We start from the raw sequence: 17,479 nt of genomic DNA, 5'->3' as shown, positions 1-17,479 counted from the left end.
GAACAAGGGATTGCCGGGGCGGACAACGCGGATGGCCTATGGCTCGGGCGTGGAGCGGTAGGTCGCCTTGTTGCGCCTGAGCTGGTAGCGGATGACGGCGTTGTTGTGCTCTTTCAGGCTGGAGCTGAAATAGTGGGAGCCGTCGCCCTTGGCCACGAAATAGAGATAGCTGTGCTGCTCCGGATGAACGGCCGCCAGCAGGGATTCCAGGCCGGGCGAGCAGATGGGGCCGGGCGGCAGTCCCTGGTGGACATAGGTGTTGTAGGGGTTGTCCTTGTCCCGCAGGTCGCTCTTTCTGATATTGCCGTCAAAGGTGGGGCCGAGGCCGTAGATGATGGTCGGGTCCGCCTGAATGAGCATTCCCCTTTTCAACCTGTTGGCAAAGACTCCGGCTATCCTGCGACGTTCCGCCGGGTTGCCGGTTTCTTTTTCCACCAGTGAGGCGAGGATCACGGTCTTTTGCATTTCGGCAAAGGGGGGCAATCCTTCCGGCCAGACCTTTTTCGCGTTCTTGAAGAATTCGCGGATCATGGTCTCCGCTATGTAGCGTGACTGATCCTTGCGCGGCGGGGTGAGCAGGTAAGTCTCCGGGAAGAGGTAGCCCTCTGCATCGGCGGCCAGAATGCCGTACCGGGCCAGCAGTTCCGGGTCGGCCACGGCCTTGGCGAATTGTTCGCGCGTGCCCAGCCCGGTTTCGGCGATTTTGTCCGCGGTCTGCCACCATGTCAGTCCCTCGCGAACCGAGACCTTTTTCATGATACCGGCCGAGGTGGTCAGTTCATGCAGTACCCGGTCCGGGATCCAGCCCGTGTTGAGGATGAATTCTCCGGCGCGGACCGAGGAGGCCTTGCCCTCCACCTTGGCCAGCCGAAGAAAGCGGTGGGCATCCGTTATCAGCCCGGCTTCCTTGAGGTTGCGGGCGATGGTGGTGAATATCTGCCCCGGCTCCACGCGAAAGGTGAGTTCGCGGCCCGGCGTCTCCGGCGGTACGGTGAGAAATTGCTTTTCCTGCCAGGCGAGGTAGCCCTTGTAGCTGCCCACACCCGCTGCGGCGAGCAGGGTCAGGACGGCCAGGGTGGTGATCAATGTCCGCTTTCGAACCATGAGCGTAGGATGACGGCGGCTGCCTGGCTATCCAGGACCGCCTTTCGTTTTTTGCCGCGCAGGCCCGCGGCGTTCAGTTCTTCCTCGGCCTGGGCCGATGAGAGCCGCTCGTCCATGAGATGGATGGGCAACTCGGTCCTGCGTGCCAGGCTGTCGGCAAAGTTGCGCACTTGCCGGGTGGTCAGGGTATCCTCGCCCTCCAGGGAAACGGGGAGACCGATGACGATGGCCTGGACCGACTCTTTTTGAAGGATTTCGGCCAATTCGTCAAAGAGGGCGTTTCGCGTGGTCCGTTCGATGGTCCTGTAGGGTGAGACCAGGGTGCCCGTGACGTCGGACAGCGCCAGACCGACCCGCTTGAGGCCGAAGTCTATACCGAGAACGCGCATTCAGGCCCTTGCCCGTCCGCCGGTGCGGATGCCGTCGAGGTTGTGGTTTGCGGTTCGCATGATGGCGGGAAGAAAAGCACGGCAGGGCCGTCCGGGTCAATCGGAAAGTGTGTCCCTATTTTGGGGCAGGGGCTCCACCGGCAGGGGCTCCACCGGCAGGGTCATGGTTACCCGCGCTCCGCCTTCGGGGTGATTGTCGATGTCCATGGTGCCCTGGTGACCGTTGAGGATGAGCCGGGCGCGGGTGAGCCCCATCCCCGCCCCGGAGGCCTTGGTGGTGAAGAAGGGATCGAAGGCCATGCCGAGCCCTTCGCGGGTGAAGCCGGGGCCGTTGTCCGTCACCGTGATCTTGATGGTGGCGTCCACTTCCTTGGCGCAGATGCGGATAGTCGCCTTTGGTCCCGCGAATTCGGCCGCGTTCAGCAGTACTTCGGACAATGCCAGGGCCGTTAGGTCGCGGTCCGCCTTGATGCTCATGTCCGGGCAGTCCGCCTGCCAGTCGATTCCCTGATTGGCCACAGCCGGGTGCTCGGCAATGCGATGCTTGGCATCCTCGATGACCACCCAGAGGTTGACCTGGATGGGCGGCCCCACGACGATGGCGCTGTATTCGGCCACGGCGCGGACCATGGATTCCAGTTTTGTCGCCTCCTCCCGGATCGCCTCCAGGGACTGGTGTTCGGTTTCGTTGGCGTTGCGCTCCAGCAGTCGGGAGAACCCGGCTATGGCCATGAGCGGATTGCGCACCTGATGGGCCACGGACTGGGCAAAGGCAATGAGGCTTTCCGCCCGTTGCTTGGCCAGCCGGTGATTGACCTCCAGGATGTGTTTTTCACGTTGGTTGAGCCGATGCAGTTCGGTGAGGTCCTCGAAGAGGACTACGATGGCGGTGATTTTCCCGTCTTCGCGTTCCGCTGAGGAAATGACGGAGAGGTATTTTTGATCGCCGTTTGGTGCCAGGTAGGGTGTAACGCGTTCCACGGTGGGCGTTTCGTTCTGGATGGCGTCCAGGACGACCTCGCTGAATTCAAGATTCTCCTGGCGGGAGAGGAATATTTCTCCCCATTGCCGACTTTTAAAATCGTCCATCGGGCAGCCGAGAATGGTGCAGGCGGAGGGGCTGGCCTCGATAATCTTGCCGTTTCGATCGATGACCAGCAGGCCTACCGGCAGGTTTTTGAGGATGAGTTCCTGAATGGCTGACATGGCTTTTCCCGACTGCCTTGTTGAGGGTAAACGCTACCACATGCAATGCCATGGAAAACGGAATGAGGCAATACTGGGACGTCGTTGCACCGAGGGATTTCAAGGCAATGTTTGACCCAAACTTCAATCTGTGTATTTGGTGTTACATATCCTCAAAACGAATGGGAGGTGTGTATGAAACGGATTGTGGTTTTTTGTGACGGCACATGGAACAAGGACGACTCCAAATGCACCACTAATGTGGTCAAGACCTGGAAAGCCCTTGCGGAAACGGATGCGGAAGGCAACCCGCAGGTCGCCATCTACGACGTCGGGGTCGGAGCCAGGGGAACTGGTTCCGCCGTGGATTCGAAGGGGCCACCGGCACAGGGTTGTCCAAGAACATCCGTGATATCTACGAAGGAGTGGTCAAGGTGTACGAACCCGGAGACCTTCTCTATCTGTTCGGATTCAGCCGGGGGGCGTTCACGGTTCGCAGCCTTGCCGGTATGATCCGCAACTGCGGCATTGTCCGCAAGGCCGATTTCGACAACTCTCCGGGCCTTATCAAGAAGGCCTTCAAGCTCTATCGATCCCATGCCGAGGGCGACCATCCCGAGGGCGTGAACGCGAAAAAGTTCCGCCGGGAGCACTCCGGGGAGACGGATATCCAGTTTGTCGGCGTGTGGGATACGGTTGGGGCGCTAGGCAATCCGCTCTGGAGCAACAGCCCGCTCACCCGGATGAACAAGTTTCACGACACCAGCCTCAGCCGCATTATCAAAAACGCCTACCACGCCATTTCCATCGACGAAAAACGGGTCAACTTCAAGGCGTGCCTGTGGGATCAGCAGCGGTCCAACAGGGAGACGCAGGTACTGGAACAGGTCTGGTTCGCCGGAGTACATGCCGATGTGGGAGGTGGCTACGAGGATACCCGCTACTCGGATATCCCGCTGGCATGGATGATGGAAAAGGCGGCGGCCTGCGGCCTCGCCTTCAAGGATGCACCGCCTTCGCCCAGGCCGCTCGAAGGGTGGGCGCCGCATGAATCCTGGAAAAGATTCTACAGAGTGCTTCCGCCGCATATCAGGCCTGTCCGGCTCAACGGCACGACCAATGACGTGATCCACGAAACCGCATCGTCAAAATACGCCAAGGATGCGGGGTATCGCTCGGCCAATCTCTTCCCGCCCCTCGGTTAGCACAAAACAAGGGCCGTCCTTGCGGACGGCCCTTGTTGGATTTGTTTGGAATTCGATCAGTTCGCGCCCTTGCGCTCCACTTGGCCGAGCAGGGAATCCAGTTCCTTTTTCCACTTGGGTCCCCCGACGCATTCCGCCAGGTATTCCGCCGTGTGCATGACCCGGTTCGGCTTTTTGAGGTCCGTCAGGGAGCGCTTGATACCGATCTTGCACGAGGGACAGCCGACCACGATGGGCTTGTTTCTGTCCTGGCCGAGGTCCGCGTCGAGTTGCTCCCGCTTGCGGTTGCGCAGCTTGCCGTAGATGTCGGGAGAGGTCAGGGAACTCAGGCCGGACTCGCCGCAGCAACCGGGGGAGAGCGTCACTTCGGTATCCGTGGCCTTCTCCAGGTTGGAACGGTATATCTCGGCCGCCTTGTTCTTGGGCGTGTCCACCCACTCGGTGTGGCAGGAGGCATGGTAGAGTACCGGCTCGGTCTGGCGCACGGCAGGCAGGCGCACCAGCAGGAACTGGACCACGTCCATCCGCTTGAGCGGCTCCACCAGTTCGCCGGAGAAGTCGTAGGTGGAGAGGGACTCGCGGCAGGTACCGCAGGCCGTGAGCAGCGTGGTGGCCTTGAGCCCTGCCTTGCCGGTCTTGACCAGCAGGTCGAGGAAGGCCTGGACATTGCGGTGGCGATTGGTCTTGTACGCCTCCTCGCAGCCCGATGCCAGCAGCGGATAGCCGCAGCACATGTGGTGATCGGGCAGGACCACGTTCACCCCCGCCTTGAGCAGCAGGTAGACCGAGGCCATGCCGATGGAGCGTGAGAAGAGCGAGCCGCCGCAGCCGGGAAAATAGAGCACCGTATCGTCTCGGCCCGCGCCGGGGTTCTTGAATACCGATCCCTGTTCCAGATGCAGCGCCTCGGACAGGTTGTGGTAGTCCATGTGCGGGGTGCGGCTGGCGATGGGCGACGAGATGCGCGAGAGCCAACGGGCCGGAACCAGTCCCAGGGTCTTGCCCTGAATGGACTGGCCCACCGAGAGCAGCTTGGCCGTGGGCGGCAGGGTGCTCGCCGGATTTTTGGACAGGTTGCGCAGGATGAACTGCTTGACCGGATGGCCGGACTTGCCCTTGGAATCCAGGAACGAGCGCATGGAGAGCGCGGCCCCGGCCGAGTCGATCTTGACCGGGCAGACGGACTGGCACCGACCGCAGGCCGTGCAGTGGTCGATGAGCGAACGCAGCTCGCCCAGCAGGGCCGGGGAAGGTTCGCCAGTCTGGATTTGGGAGTAGTAAATACCTTCGATCAGCGAGCCGAAGGCGATATTCTTGTTGCGCGGATGATAGAGCAGCCCCTTGGCCGGGTAGTACATGGGACAGACCTGTTTGCACTTGCCGCAGCGGGTGCAGGTCTGGATGTTCCGCAGCAGCGCCATGAGCGCTTCCTTGTCCCGCAGGGCTGTCTTGTCCAGGTCGCCGATGAGGTGGTTGAAGGAGAAGGTGAAGGGCTGGCTGGGCAAGTCGCGTCGGATCAACTTGCCGGGGTTGAAGACCTTTTTCGGGTCCACATGCTGTTTGTAGGCGACCAGGGCCTTGATCTTTTCCTCGTCCAGGAAGGCGATCTTGGTGATGCCGATGCCGTGCTCGCCGGTGACCTCGCCGCCCATGGACTTGACCTTGGCCATGACCTCGTCGGCCGCTTCGTGGGCCGAGGCGAGCATGGCCGCATCATTGGAGTTGACTGGCAGGTTGACGTGGCAGTTGCCGTCGCCCGCGTGCATGTGGTTGGCGATCTCAATGCGCTTGAGCTTCAGCTCCTGCCACAGGCCGTCGATGGTCTGGTCCAGCTTGGGGTAGGCGTCGCGCAGCTTGAGGAACAGGAATCGGCACTGCGCCTCCTGTTCGGTCTCGGAAATGTCCTTGGACGTGAGTTCGCCGTCCAGTATGGCCTTGATCCGCTCCCGCGCCTCGGCGATGTTCGGGTCCTTGTCGCTCACGCCCTCCAGGTCTTCCACCTTCATCAAGGTATCGCGGTATATCTTGGCCAGATATATCAGGTTCAGGGTCTCCAGGAACTCGGCGAATTCGGGAATCACGCCAAGGGGAATGACCACGTCCTCGTTGATCTTGAAGCCGGAGGTGCGGCGGGCGATGGCCGAGAGCTTGTGCCGGTCTTCCCAGAAGAGCTCCGCCTCGCGCTCGTTGCGGGCCATGAAGATGTCCACGCCTTCGTAGGGCTGGGCAATGGCCAGAATGGTCTGGCAGGCGGCGGCCAGCGCTTCCTCGTCGTCCGAATCCAGCTGAAGGATGAGCACCGAGATGGGGTCGCCTTCGTACTGCATGGATTTGGCCTGATATTCGATGGCCTTGACGTACTTGGCGCCGAATTCCTCCAGGGCCGAAATCTTTACCAGATCGCCTTCCTCGCGGATGGTGTCGCGCAGGCCGACCACGTCCTTGATGACGTACATGGCGTTCTTCATGGACCGGCCGTAGAACTCCAGGCAGAGCACGCGAGAGTGGGCCAGAGCGGGGTGGCAGGTGAAGCTCGCTTCGGTGATGATGCCGTCCACGCCTTCCTTCTGCACGCCGGGCAGGCCGCCCAGGTACTTGTTGGACACGTCCTTGCCCAGTCCGTGGCCGCGAATCTCGTCGCCGCGCAGGGCCACGGTGTCTATGAGCCGGTCGGCTTTGTCGAATATCTCGAACACGGCCGTCTCGTCGGTGTAAATCTTATGGCGGGGGTGAGCCTTGCGCCGTACCTCGATGAGCGAGCCGTCGGGCTTTACCATGCGGTAGCTCAGAATATTGTCGATGGTGGTGCCGTATTCAAAGGCAAAGGGGCCGCCCGCGTTTTCAGCGATGTTGCCGCCGATGGAGGAGCCCGCCTTGGAGGCCGGGTCCACGGTGAAGAGCAGTCCCTTCTTGGCCGCGGCCTGGATGGCGTTCAGGGTGATGACGCCGCTTTGCACGGTCAGGACGTTCTCGCGGGTGTCGATGTTCACGATTTTCTTGAAGCGGGACAGGGAGAGGATGACGCAGCGCGCCTCGGCCGGAATGGCTCCGCCCGTTGCGCCGGTGCCGCCGCCGCGTGGGATGATGCCGAAGCTCATCTCGTTGGCCAGCTTGACGATCTGCTGAATCTGCGCCTCGGTCTCCGGGAAGAGAACGAGCATGGGCAGTTCCATGCGCAGGTCCGTGGCATCAGTGGCGGACTCCACCCGGCAGCCCGGTTTCTTGCCGATGGCTTCCTCGGGCATGAAACTCTTCAGCCGCCGGATGATCTCGTCGCGAAATTCGAGTTCGTTGTTGTGCCGCTCCCAGAAGAGGTCGATGCCCATGGACAGGATTTTGGCAAAGGTGCGGTCGATAAGCGGCTTGGACATGTTCAGCCGACGGTCCACGGACTTGCGGACCAGCTCGGGATCGATGAAGGGATTGTAGCGCACCAGAAAGAGCTCCGCCGCGAGATTGCAGGCGAGTTTTTTGACCTCTTCGGGCCAGTTCTGGTAGCGCTCCATGTCCACCACGCCCAGGGCGCGGCTGATGAGCTCCTCGTCGGAAATGGAAATGTGGGGACCAAGTTGGGCCATGACTATAATTACTCCATGGGGCTTGTCTTTGAAGGGGAAGGGAATAAGCCCTTTGCCCCTGAATGGCAAGTATAGGCACTGGAGGCGAAAAGGGAAGGGGAGGGGTGGCGCTTATAACGAAGAGGGATTTGAAAAAAGTCGCTTGGCCGAATATGACGGTGGGAAAAGGCGGGCTAGCGGCTTTGATACGTCGTCGCCGTAATGGTCAAATATACTATCTGCCACCCCTGTGGTCAGAGATGGCAGATAGTAGTTAGTTGATTTATTGGACGAAAGATGTGCTATCTGGTATGGCACGGTGTGCAGCAATACTTGCAACCATCAACATCGCTATAGTGTTTTTGGGCTTCTTGGATTGCGCTGGAACAATCTGAATGCTTCCCCAAATCGATAACGTTTTGAGGCATCCAGATGCAGCCTTTTTTATGAACTTCATGTTCACCGGAGGGCTGCGAATTCTGATTGACGATGTACTCAGGCATTTTTTGATACTCCTTCGCTTGTTGTCTAAGGTATTCGGAGTAAGAATGCCTGTCAATAGACATTACATGCTATTGGCGCTCTGGCCGGGATAATGCGAAGCAGTCTGCAAGGCGGAAGCAAGAGCGGATTGCCCTTGAGCCTGTTGTGGCGTACCCTACATCCAGCGCCGTTCCGGCGTGAGGGAAACGGATAGGAGATACGTACAGTGCCGATACCGGCTTCAAGTCTTATTGTTGTTGCCACCACCCTTGTCGTGGGCGCCGTGTTGCTGTTTTATCGGCCGTTGGCCGGTTCCTCCACCTGGCGTGCCATGGTTACGCCGCTCGCCTCCATCATGGGCAGCGGGTTTCTGGTCTGCGCGCCGCTGCTCTATGCCAATATCGGCAACTGGGCCGTCTGGGCCATGGGCGGGCTGCTTGTCCTTGCCTATGGGGTCGGTTCGGTCATTCGTTTCAACATCCGCTATGGCGAACCGCTGTTCGAGCGGCATCCAGCCATTGCCTGCGGACGGTGCGAGCACCGGCTGCATAAGGCCCATGCCTCCGGGGCGCGCCGTGTGGGGTGGAGCGACGCGACCAGCGTTCTGGAAAAGCTTTCCCATATCGCCCTTGCCGGGGCCTATTGCGTCTCGGTTTCCTACTACCTCCAGCTGCTGGCCGGGTTCGGGCTACACTATCTTTCCATCGAGAATGTGTGGATCGGCAAGCTGTTGGTGACGGTCATCCTGGCGGGTATCGGCATTACCGGCACCCTGCGCGGGCTGTCCGGCATCGAGCGCGTGGAGCGGGTGGTGGTGGGACTCAATCTGGCGATGATCGCCGCGCTCATGGCCGGGCTGGTCTATTACAACACAACCGCGTTGCTGGGCGGGACCTGGCATCTCAATCCGCTGCCGGTGGGCGGAGACGCCTCTCACGTCCTGCGTCTGATTATGGGGATGCTCATAGTGGTCCAGGGGTTCGAGACCTCGCGTTTTCTCGGGTCGGAGCATCCGGCCGAGGAGCGCATCCGAACCATGCGGCTGGCCCAAATCGTCTCGACCTGTATTTATGTGGCGTTCCTCGGGCTGATGGCCGTGGTCATCAGCAACAGCGGCGGGGTCTCGGATACCTCCATCACCGCTATTGTCGGCTACTCGGCCACTATCGCCCCGATCCTGCCCCTGTTGCTGACGCTGACGGCCGTGGGAAGCCAGTTTTCAGCGTCCACGGCGGACGACGCCGGATGCTCCGGTCTGCTGGAATCGATCATCAAGGGCAAGATTCCGGCCAAGTATAACTACCTGCTGGTATCGGGCGCTTCCATCTGCCTGACGTGGCTGACCAATGTCTACCAGATCATCAGCCAGGCCTCCCGCGCCTTTGCCTTTTTCTACTTCCTGCAATGTCTGGTTGCGCTTTTCGTTCTGCACTCGAAGAAGACCGAGCCGCGCCACGGCGTGCGCACCGTACTCTTTGGTGTGCTGGCCCTGATCTGTCTGGCCGTGACCATATTCGGCATCCCTGCCGAATAGACGGCGCGCCAGCTACATCAAGCCCTGCGAACGGAGAATGGCGGTGATGACCGCGAGGGTGAGCAGGTTGAGCACATTGGTGACCACGGCGATCATGGCTACTTCCTCGGAGACGAAACCGTAGATTTCGGCAATGACGTAGCTGATCAGGGCCGTAGCCGTGCCGCTCTGGATGACGCCCACGGCCAGCCATGTGCCGGAGACGCCGAACAGGGAGAGGAGAAACCACGCCAGGATCGGGTTGATGGCCAGCTTGACCACCGTGATGATGCCGATGCGCGGCATACGGGCGCGCCAGTTGCCGGTCAGGGCCACGCGCAGCTTATCCCGCAGGTCCAGGCCAAGGGCCAGGAGCATACAGGGGGCGGTGGTGTTGCCCACCATCTCGGCCGCCTTGTCCAGCGGCCCCCACAGCCCGATGCCGGTCAGGCCCAGCGCCAGTCCCACTATGGTGCCGACCATGAGCGGGTTCAGGAGCACGGCCTTGGCAAGCTGTGCCATGGCGTTGCCGGATTCCCCTTTGTGTTTCAGAAATTCCATTTCGATCTGGCAGGGGATGGAGACCACGTTCGGAGTGAGAGTGCTCAGACCGGCAGCCACCAGGGCCACGTGATTGTTCGGCATCAGGCTGAGGACCACGGGCAGGCCGATGAAGGCCACGTTGCAGCAGCTGGATGACATGGCGATGGACGTGGCCGGACCGTGGCCCCGCTTGCCGAGGAAGAACTCACCTGCGTAGACCGCGGCGTAGATGATGGCCTGGGTCAGGAGCATTCCGGCCCAGAACCCGCCGTGCAGAATGTCGGCCATGCTGGACTTGGCCATTATGTGGATCAGGAGAATGGGCAGGGCTGCATAGAGCACATAGGAGCCGATGACGCTGCCTGTCTGCTTGGGCAGAATATTGGCGATGTCCAGGGCCACGCCGAAGCCGAGGATGATAAAGATGGGAAGTATCAAGAAAAATGAATCAAACATGCCGGTAACCATATATCGGGAAAAAAGTTGGGCGAAAACAGGTGGTGCGTAAGCCGGGGCGGAGTATTGATCTGTACGGGGGGCGTGTCAACCTGAAGAATTTCGCACAAAATCACAGGGGAAGAAAAGGGGTGAAGCCGGATTATTCCCCCTCATCGGACAGCTGAAACCGCCACGCGCAGACCCATTCCTTCGGGTGGTCGTCGGGAGGGCAGCCCACGCACTCGCAGGTCAGGCGCGGGTCCACGGTGCGGGCCAGCCCGGTATATTCCGTGGTGCCGCCGGATTTGCACGGATAGTCGGCCAGTCCCTTGCGCTTGCGGGCGGTCTGGACCCGGCAGTCGGTCATGCGGAAGATGATGGAAGTATCGGTTTCCTCGGCAAATTCCCATTTGTTGAGGCGGCCGTACATGCGCGCGGCCAGCACGGCCTTGAGGGCCGGGATGCCCCCGTTATCCGGCAGGCCGAGGGCAGCCTTTGCCCGGGCTGCCTCCAAGGGGGCGAAACGCGCCCAGCAGGTGTCGTTGACCCGTTTGGCCGCGTCCATTCCGGCCGCGCCTTCCACGGCCTGGAACCACACCCCGTCCGCCGCCAGCCATGCGGTGCGCAGGGCTTGCGTCGTGTCTTCCAGCACCTCCGGGGTCATGCCTTTCCACAATGCCTGTTTTTCCAGGCCCAGGGCGCGCTCCAGCTTGGCCGCAAGAATCGGGAAAAAACGGTCCCCGGCCTCGCGCTCGGCATCCAGCGCGGCTTCCAGCCCAAGCTGATGCACGGTTTCGGCCAGCCACAGGCCGTAGTGGGCAGCCAGTTGGCGCACGGTTTCCGTTAGTTCGCGGACGGCGTTTTCGCGGCGTTCATCCATGGGGAGTTGGGCTGTATTGTCTGCGGGTGCGGGCATGAGTTCTCCTGCTGTTTTCGGTTCCGTATCCGGGTTACAGCACAAAGGTTCGCGGGTGGCAACCAACGCACCGGGAGGCCCCCGGCTTTCTGGACATCGGGCAACGCTCGGTATATGGAGTTTGTCCCCGGCAAAGTTCGGGAGAATTCTTTTTCCCCGTTAATCATCACAAGAGGGAGCCGCCATGAGCAAACCGAATTTCGCCCCGCTGAAACTGTTCATTACCGGCCCGACATATATCCGGGACGAGGCCAAACAGGCCGCCTTGCTTCCCGAGTTTGGCCACCGCGACTCGGAAAACGACCTGCGGATGATTCCCATCCGCGAGAACATGAAAAAACTGGCCGGAACAGACGGCCGTTACGAAGTCGCCCTGCTGCTCGGCTCCGGCTCCACCGGCATGGAGGCCGCCGTGCGATCCCTGGTGGCGGAAGGCGAGACCATCCTTAACGTCTCGGTGGGCGCGTTCGGTGATATGTTTTACAACCTCGCCGTGGCAAACGGGAAAAAGGCCGAGAACCTCAAGTTCGAGTACGGCCGGCCCATTGATATGAACGTGCTGGAGGACAAGCTCAAGTCCCTGAAGCCGGAGGTGGTTTCCTTTACCCACAACGAGACGAGCACCGGCGTCATCAACGACATCAAGGCGGTTTGCGCCCTGATCCGCAAGCATGGCGCTATGCCGCTGGTGGACGGTGTATCCATCTACGGCGGGGTTGATCTCGACCTGGACAACTCCGGAGCGGCCATCTACCTGACGGCCACCCAGAAGGCCCTTGGGCTTTCCGCCGGTTTCGGCGTGGCCTTCATCTCCGAGGAGGCCGGGGCCAAGGCCGCCAAGGTGACGTGCAAGGGGCACCACCACGACCTGACCAAACATCTGGCCGCCGCGCGTAAGAATCAGACTCTGACCACCCCCAACTGCACCCTGATCAATCAGATGTATGTCCAGCTCGACTACATCGTGAACGAAGAGGGCATAGGAAATCGCTTTGCCCGCCATGCGGAGATGCGAGGTATGGTGGAAAAGTGGGTCGCCGGACTGGACGGTTTTGAAATGTTCGCGCCCGAGGGATTCCGTTCGCCGACGCTCTCCACCGTTGTCTGCCCCGCAGGCGTGACCATGGCCCAGCTTAAGGAGAACGTGAAGGAAGCCCTGCGCGCCGAGGGCTACCTGATGGACCCGGGCTACGGCAAGCTGAACGCCGCACTGGAAAAGGAAGGCAGGCCCCAGATCATCCGCATCGGGCACATGGGCGACATCACTCCGGCCATGCTCTCCGGCTATCTGGACAAGCTGGAGACCGCACTCAGGAATCTCTAGACGATCCGACGGGTCGAACCGAACTGCAAAAGGCAGGGGAAATTTTTCCCTGCCTTTTTTGCGTTGTCCCGCGCTGGCCAGAATATAATTTCTCTTTTCCTTTACCTGGTGAATGTATCGAATCATGGGGAGTAGGAGGAGGGCGGCCTCGGCGATCGGGAGGTGCGACGAATGCGGTTTTCATTATTGGGCAAGACGAAACTGCGGACCAAACTGTCCATCGGTTTCGGTACGGTGGTCGTGCTGCTGGGATTGGTTTTGGCCATGTTCCAGATGGCATCCATGATCTCGTCGGACGGCTACCGGACAGTGATTGATGTGGATCTGGCCATCAAGGATCAGGCGAATTTGGTCCAGGCGCGGATGCTTCGCTGCCGTATTGAGGAACTGGGTTTTCTGCGCAGCCAGGACCCGGATTACCTGGACCGGTTCATCGAAAGCGTCGCCACACTGGTCAAGTCTACGGAAAAGTTGGTGGAGCAGGCGCAGGCGGCGGGTGACGGTGAGTTGGTTGAGCTGGGCGAGCGGGTCAAGAAAGCCTGTTTCGACTATGAATCCTTTTTTTACGATGTGGCCGGGGCCGACGATCCGAAGGAAGTCGAGACTGCGGAAAAGGCCATGCTCGGTGTGGTCGGCACTATCCAGCCCGCAGTGGATGCCATGGCGGAGCGGGCCGCCACGCTGGCCGATCGGCATATGGGCGATGTGCGGAATCTTTCCTCGCTGCTTTGTCGGATCGCCCTTGCCCTCGGTATCGTCGCCATGGTGATGGGCGCGCTCCAGGCCGTGACCATCACGGTTGCCATCCTCCGTCAGCTGGGCATCGATCCGGAGGAACTTCGTTCCATGACCGAGCGTATCGCAGCTGGAAACCTGGGCGTGCGGCTTTCTTCCGAAGCGCGTCCGGGCAGCGTCTATGCGGCCATGCGCGGCATGGTGGAGAATTTGTGTCGGGTTATCGGTAATGCATCGACCGTGGCTGCCAATGTGGCCGATGACAGCGCGGAGTTGACGGACGCGGCCAATACCGTTTCCGAATCCGCCGGTAGGCAGGCTTCCGGGGTGGAGACGGTCTCCTCGTATGTGGAATCCATGGTGGGGTCCATCGAACGCAACTCGGAAAACGCGGTCGAGACGGAGCGTATGTCGCGCCGCGCCAGTGCGGATGCCGAGGAGGGCGGCCGCGCCGTGAGCGAGACCGTGGACGCCATGCGGCAGATTGCGGACAAGATTTCCATTGTGGGCGAGATAGCCAGGCAGACCAACCTGTTGGCGCTCAACGCCGCCATTGAAGCGGCCCGGGCCGGAGAGCAGGGCAAGGGGTTCGCCGTGGTCGCGACCGAGGTCCGCAAGCTTGCCGAACGTTCCGGCCATGCCGCTGCCGAGATAGGCGAACTCTCCACCCACAGCGTGGCCGTGGCGGAAAAGGCCGGGGCCATGCTGGAAAAGATGGTGCCGGACATTCTGCGCACCGCCGAGCTCGTGCAGGAAATAGCCGCCGCCAGTGGCGAGCAGGCGGATGGCGTGAAGGAGATCAACGGTGGTATCCGGGAGCTGGATGCCATTACCCAGCAGAACGCAGCTGCCTCGGAACGGCTTGCCGATACCTCGGGCAACCTTTCCGATCAGGCGGTTCGTCTGCAACAATCCATCAGCTACTTCAAGTTGGGCGAAGGGGCTGTCCGGACGGCAGCGCTGCCTGACGCGGAAGAGTCGGAATCGGACGGCCTGGAACGGTTATGACAGCCCGATGTATTCATTGACGCTTTACTGAAAAACAGCTGTCAGCGTGGGGCGGAGCAGCGGCATGAGGCGGTCCATGGGAATCGTCACGCGCTGTTCGCCAGCGGCGTAGGGAGCCACCTGATACGGGCCGAAGAGAAAGGTCAGCCCTTGGTCCGAGAGAAAGTATTTGGCATAGTTCTCCCGCGTTGGTTCCGTGCCGGGCAGGAGCATGTCGTCCAGGACCATATCCTGCAATGACTCGCGCAATCGGGCGCGGACAAAGGGTGCCAGCACTTGCAGCGCTCCCTCCGGGGCGGGAAAAATGTCGTCCAGCGTAAGCGCGTGACCGTCGGTCAGGTCGAAAGTCCAGGCGTCCGGCCAGTTGTTGGGATGCGCGCCGCCGGTGTAGACCATGGTGATAAGGCTTACCGCGAGAAGCCGCCCGTGAGCTGCCGGGATGGTGTCGTACTGGACGATCATCTCGTAGGGATGGGGAAAGAACGCCAGATCGTGTTCGGGGTCGGTTTCCTTGAAGTCGCGCACGGCATCGGCCACATGGTCGCGCAATAGACGGGTGGCCGGTTCGGAACAGAGCACGGGATATGCCACATCCACATGAAAACTTTTGGTGTTTTCCTTTTGTCGGACCTCGCCGATTTTGCCGGGGGTGCAGAACGAACCGCTTCCGGCTATTGCGTTTCCGACCAGAAACAGAAAAGCAAGCAGGGTGGTAAAGGACAGGCGCATGACGATGCCTCCTCCCGTCAGGATTGACGGAGTTGCCACAGCCCCCAGGCGGCCTGCCCGAGCGAGATGCAGGCGTCGTTGGGCGGCACCAGGGTGTGCACCAGCGGGATCAGCCCGGCTGCTTTCAGGGCGTCGGGGAGTTCGGTGGCCAGGGTCAGGTTCTGCATCACGCCGCCGGAGAGGGCCACGTGGTTGATGCCGAGCGCACAGGAGAATCCGTAGGCCAGATCGGCCAGACCAATGGCGAGGCCGCGATGGAAGCGGCGGGCGATGACCGGCACCGGCGTGCCCCGTTCCAGGTCTTCCAGCACGGCCGCGAGCAGGGCATGCGTGTCCAGGACCACCGGGTCCGAGTCCATGGCCGGGCAGGGATAGGCTCCGTCCTCGTTCATGTCCTGTATCTTTTCCAGCAGAATGGCGGCTTGCCCCTCGTAGCTGATGGCGTCGGTCAGCCCGCACAGGGCGGCCACGGCGTCGAACAGACGTCCGCAGCTCGATGTTTCGGGCGAATTGATGCCCTTTTCCAGCAGCTGGGGCAGCAGGCGCGATTCCTTTTCAAAGCGCTCAAGCCACGGCCACGCATAGGCGCCGGGTTCTTTGATACCAAGTGACCACAGTGCGGATTGGGCCAGCCGCCAGGGCTGGCGCACGGCCGCCTCGCCGCCGGGCATTCGGATGCGGGCAAAGTGGGCCAGCCGTTGCTGTTCGCCTTCCTCGGGTATGACCAGCAAACACTCGCCGCCCCAGATGGTCCCGTCCTCGCCCAGGCCCGTGCCGTCCAGGGCAAGGCCTATGGCCGGTCCGGAAAATTTGTTTTCAGCCAGCACGGCATGAATGTGGGCGAAGTGGTGTTGCAGCTTTTTTACCGGCACCTCCATCTTTTCGCCCAGTTCGTCGGCCAGTGAGGAGGTCATGTAGTCCGGGTGCAGGTCTCGCACTATCAGTTCGGGCCGCACCTGGAGGATGCTTTGGAGGTGCGCCAGTATCTCCTGATAGAAGCGAAGGTTCTCCAGATTGTTCAGGTTGCCGATGTGCTGGCCGGGAAAGGCCTGGTCCCCCTTGGTCAGGGTCATGGTGCATTTGAGTTCCGGTCCGGTGCCGAGGACCGTGGGGCCGGAAACGGGCAGAAATATGGGGGAAGGAGTGAACCCGCGCGCCCTGCGCATATGGAGGGGAGCGCCTGTGGCCGGGTTGACCCGGAGCACCGAGTCGTCCGTGCGGATGAGGATGTCCCGGTTGTGGAAGAGAAAGATATCCGCGATGTCGGCCAGCCGTTTCAGTGCCTCCAGGTTGCCGAGGCAGATGGGCTCGGAACTCATGTTGCCCGAGGTCATGACCAGGGCCGGAGCCTTGCTGCCGGACTCCTTGGCAAAGTCTGAGAGCAGAATTTGGTGCAGCGGCGTGTACGGCAGGACCAAGCCGATGAAATTCGTGTCCGGTGCAACTTCCGGGGAGAGGAGCAGCGGCTCCCGTTTGGCGGCCAGGACGATGGGGCGGCGGTTGCCGGTCAGCCATTCCTCTTCCTCTGTGGAGAGGTGGGCCAGCTTTCGCGCGGTCTCTATGTCCGGAACCATGACGGCCAGCGGCTTGTCCGGACGGTGCTTGCGTTCCCGAAGGGTGGCTACGGCCGTGTCCGAGGACGCGTCGCAGGCGAGGTGAAATCCGCCGAGTCCCTTGATGGCCGCCACCTTGCCTTCGGCCAGTTCAATGGCCAGCCGGGGCAGGGTCTCGCTGCCCTGGGCAAAGATGGCGCCGCCCTTGTCGGTGAGCATCAGCCGGGGGCCGCAGCTCGGGCAGGCATTGGGCTGGGCGTGGAACCGCCGGTCCAGCGGGTTGTCGTATTCCCCCTGGCACTCCGGGCACATGACGAACTTGGCCATGGAGGTCTGGGGCCGGTCGTAGGGAATGGAATGGGTGATGGTGTAGCGCGGGCCGCAGTTGGTACAGTTGGTGAACGGGTAACGGTAGCGGCGGTTTTCCGGGTCGGCGATGTCCGCCAGACAGTCCGGGCAGGTGGCCACGTCCGGGCTGATAAGTACGGAGTTGCCGAGGCCGCCCGTGGACTTCAGGATGATGAAGGCGTCCTCGTCCTCCACGGGGCTCAGGTCCGCCTTTTCCTGGGTGACGACGGACGCCAGCGGAGGCAGCTTGGCCGAGAGATCGTCGGCGAACCGGGCCAGTTGGTCGGCCGTGCCCTGCACCTCGATGAGAACGCCTTCGCTGGAGTTGTTGACCGAGCCGGTCAGCGCGTTATCCGTGGCGATGCGGTAGATGAATGGCCGGAATCCAACGCCCTGGACTTGGCCGGTGATGATGTAGTGGTGGCGGAGCAGACCCATCCGTAAAGTGT

11 protein-coding genes and 1 pseudogene are annotated in these 17,479 nt (G+C 61.2%); 4 read left to right on the top strand and 8 right to left on the bottom strand.

The window, feature by feature from the left end; all coding sequences use genetic code 11:
• Positions 1-36 precede the first annotated feature (36 nt).
• The 3 genes from mltG to ACI0FG_RS11640 form a co-directional block, all read right to left on the bottom strand.
• Positions 37-1,086, bottom strand: a complete 1,050-nt coding sequence (mltG, locus tag ACI0FG_RS11650) for an endolytic transglycosylase MltG (protein ID WP_419785169.1) — start codon at positions 1,084-1,086, stop codon at positions 37-39.
• On the bottom strand, positions 1,083-1,493 hold the full coding sequence (gene ruvX, locus ACI0FG_RS11645) for a Holliday junction resolvase RuvX (RefSeq protein WP_419785168.1): 411 nt from the start codon (positions 1,491-1,493) through the stop codon (positions 1,083-1,085). The genes mltG and ruvX overlap by 4 nt, the downstream gene beginning before the upstream one ends.
• Before the next feature lie 96 nt (positions 1,494-1,589).
• On the bottom strand, positions 1,590-2,699 hold the full coding sequence (locus ACI0FG_RS11640; RefSeq protein ID WP_419785167.1) for a sensor histidine kinase: 1,110 nt from the start codon (positions 2,697-2,699) through the stop codon (positions 1,590-1,592).
• Positions 2,700-2,873: 174 nt separating this feature from the next.
• Here ACI0FG_RS11640 and ACI0FG_RS11635 point away from each other — a divergent pair.
• Positions 2,874-3,883: pseudogene (locus ACI0FG_RS11635) on the top strand (DUF2235 domain-containing protein).
• Positions 3,884-3,939: 56 nt separating this feature from the next.
• Here ACI0FG_RS11635 and ACI0FG_RS11630 read toward each other — a convergent pair.
• Positions 3,940-7,461 carry an FAD-binding and (Fe-S)-binding domain-containing protein gene (locus tag ACI0FG_RS11630; protein WP_419785166.1) on the bottom strand — a complete coding sequence of 1,174 codons (3,522 nt, stop codon included), beginning with the start codon at positions 7,459-7,461 and terminating at the stop codon, positions 3,940-3,942.
• 688 nt (positions 7,462-8,149) lie between these two features.
• Here ACI0FG_RS11630 and ACI0FG_RS11625 point away from each other — a divergent pair.
• Positions 8,150-9,457, top strand: a complete 1,308-nt coding sequence (locus ACI0FG_RS11625) for a hypothetical protein (protein ID WP_419785165.1) — start codon at positions 8,150-8,152, stop codon at positions 9,455-9,457.
• 12 nt (positions 9,458-9,469) lie between these two features.
• Here the strand turns inward: ACI0FG_RS11625 and ACI0FG_RS11620 are convergent, their stop codons facing one another.
• Complete coding sequence (locus tag ACI0FG_RS11620; RefSeq protein WP_419785164.1) at positions 9,470-10,435, bottom strand: AEC family transporter; 966 nt, start codon at positions 10,433-10,435, stop codon at positions 9,470-9,472.
• Positions 10,436-10,577: 142 nt separating this feature from the next.
• Positions 10,578-11,333, bottom strand: a complete 756-nt coding sequence (locus ACI0FG_RS11615) for a DUF6125 family protein (RefSeq protein WP_419785163.1) — start codon at positions 11,331-11,333, stop codon at positions 10,578-10,580.
• Positions 11,334-11,517: 184 nt separating this feature from the next.
• On the opposite strand from ACI0FG_RS11615, the gene ACI0FG_RS11610 reads away from it, so the two are divergent.
• Together ACI0FG_RS11610 and ACI0FG_RS11605 are read left to right on the top strand one after the other, a co-directional pair.
• Complete coding sequence (locus tag ACI0FG_RS11610; RefSeq protein ID WP_419785162.1) at positions 11,518-12,657, top strand: pyridoxal-phosphate-dependent aminotransferase family protein; 1,140 nt, start codon at positions 11,518-11,520, stop codon at positions 12,655-12,657.
• A 171-nt stretch (positions 12,658-12,828) separates the two neighbouring features.
• A complete protein-coding gene (locus ACI0FG_RS11605; protein WP_419785161.1) occupies positions 12,829-14,400 on the top strand; it encodes a methyl-accepting chemotaxis protein in 1,572 nt (523 codons plus the stop codon).
• Between the two features lie 24 nt (positions 14,401-14,424).
• Here the strand turns inward: ACI0FG_RS11605 and ACI0FG_RS11600 are convergent, their stop codons facing one another.
• Positions 14,425-15,129 (bottom strand): DUF3298 and DUF4163 domain-containing protein, encoded by a 705-nt coding sequence (locus ACI0FG_RS11600; protein WP_419785160.1) that lies wholly within the window; start codon positions 15,127-15,129, stop codon positions 14,425-14,427.
• 17 nt (positions 15,130-15,146) lie between these two features.
• On the bottom strand, positions 15,147-17,468 hold the full coding sequence (gene hypF / locus ACI0FG_RS11595) for a carbamoyltransferase HypF (protein ID WP_419785159.1): 2,322 nt from the start codon (positions 17,466-17,468) through the stop codon (positions 15,147-15,149).
• Positions 17,469-17,479: the final 11 nt, after the last annotated feature.

The sequence above is a fragment of the Pseudodesulfovibrio sp. 7M6 genome, assembly GCF_050058625.1.
Classification (GTDB): Bacteria; Desulfobacterota; Desulfovibrionia; order Desulfovibrionales; family Desulfovibrionaceae; genus Pseudodesulfovibrio; species Pseudodesulfovibrio salinus.
Note: the sequence above shows the minus strand (reverse complement) of the source record. Positions and strands in the feature narration are given on the sequence as shown.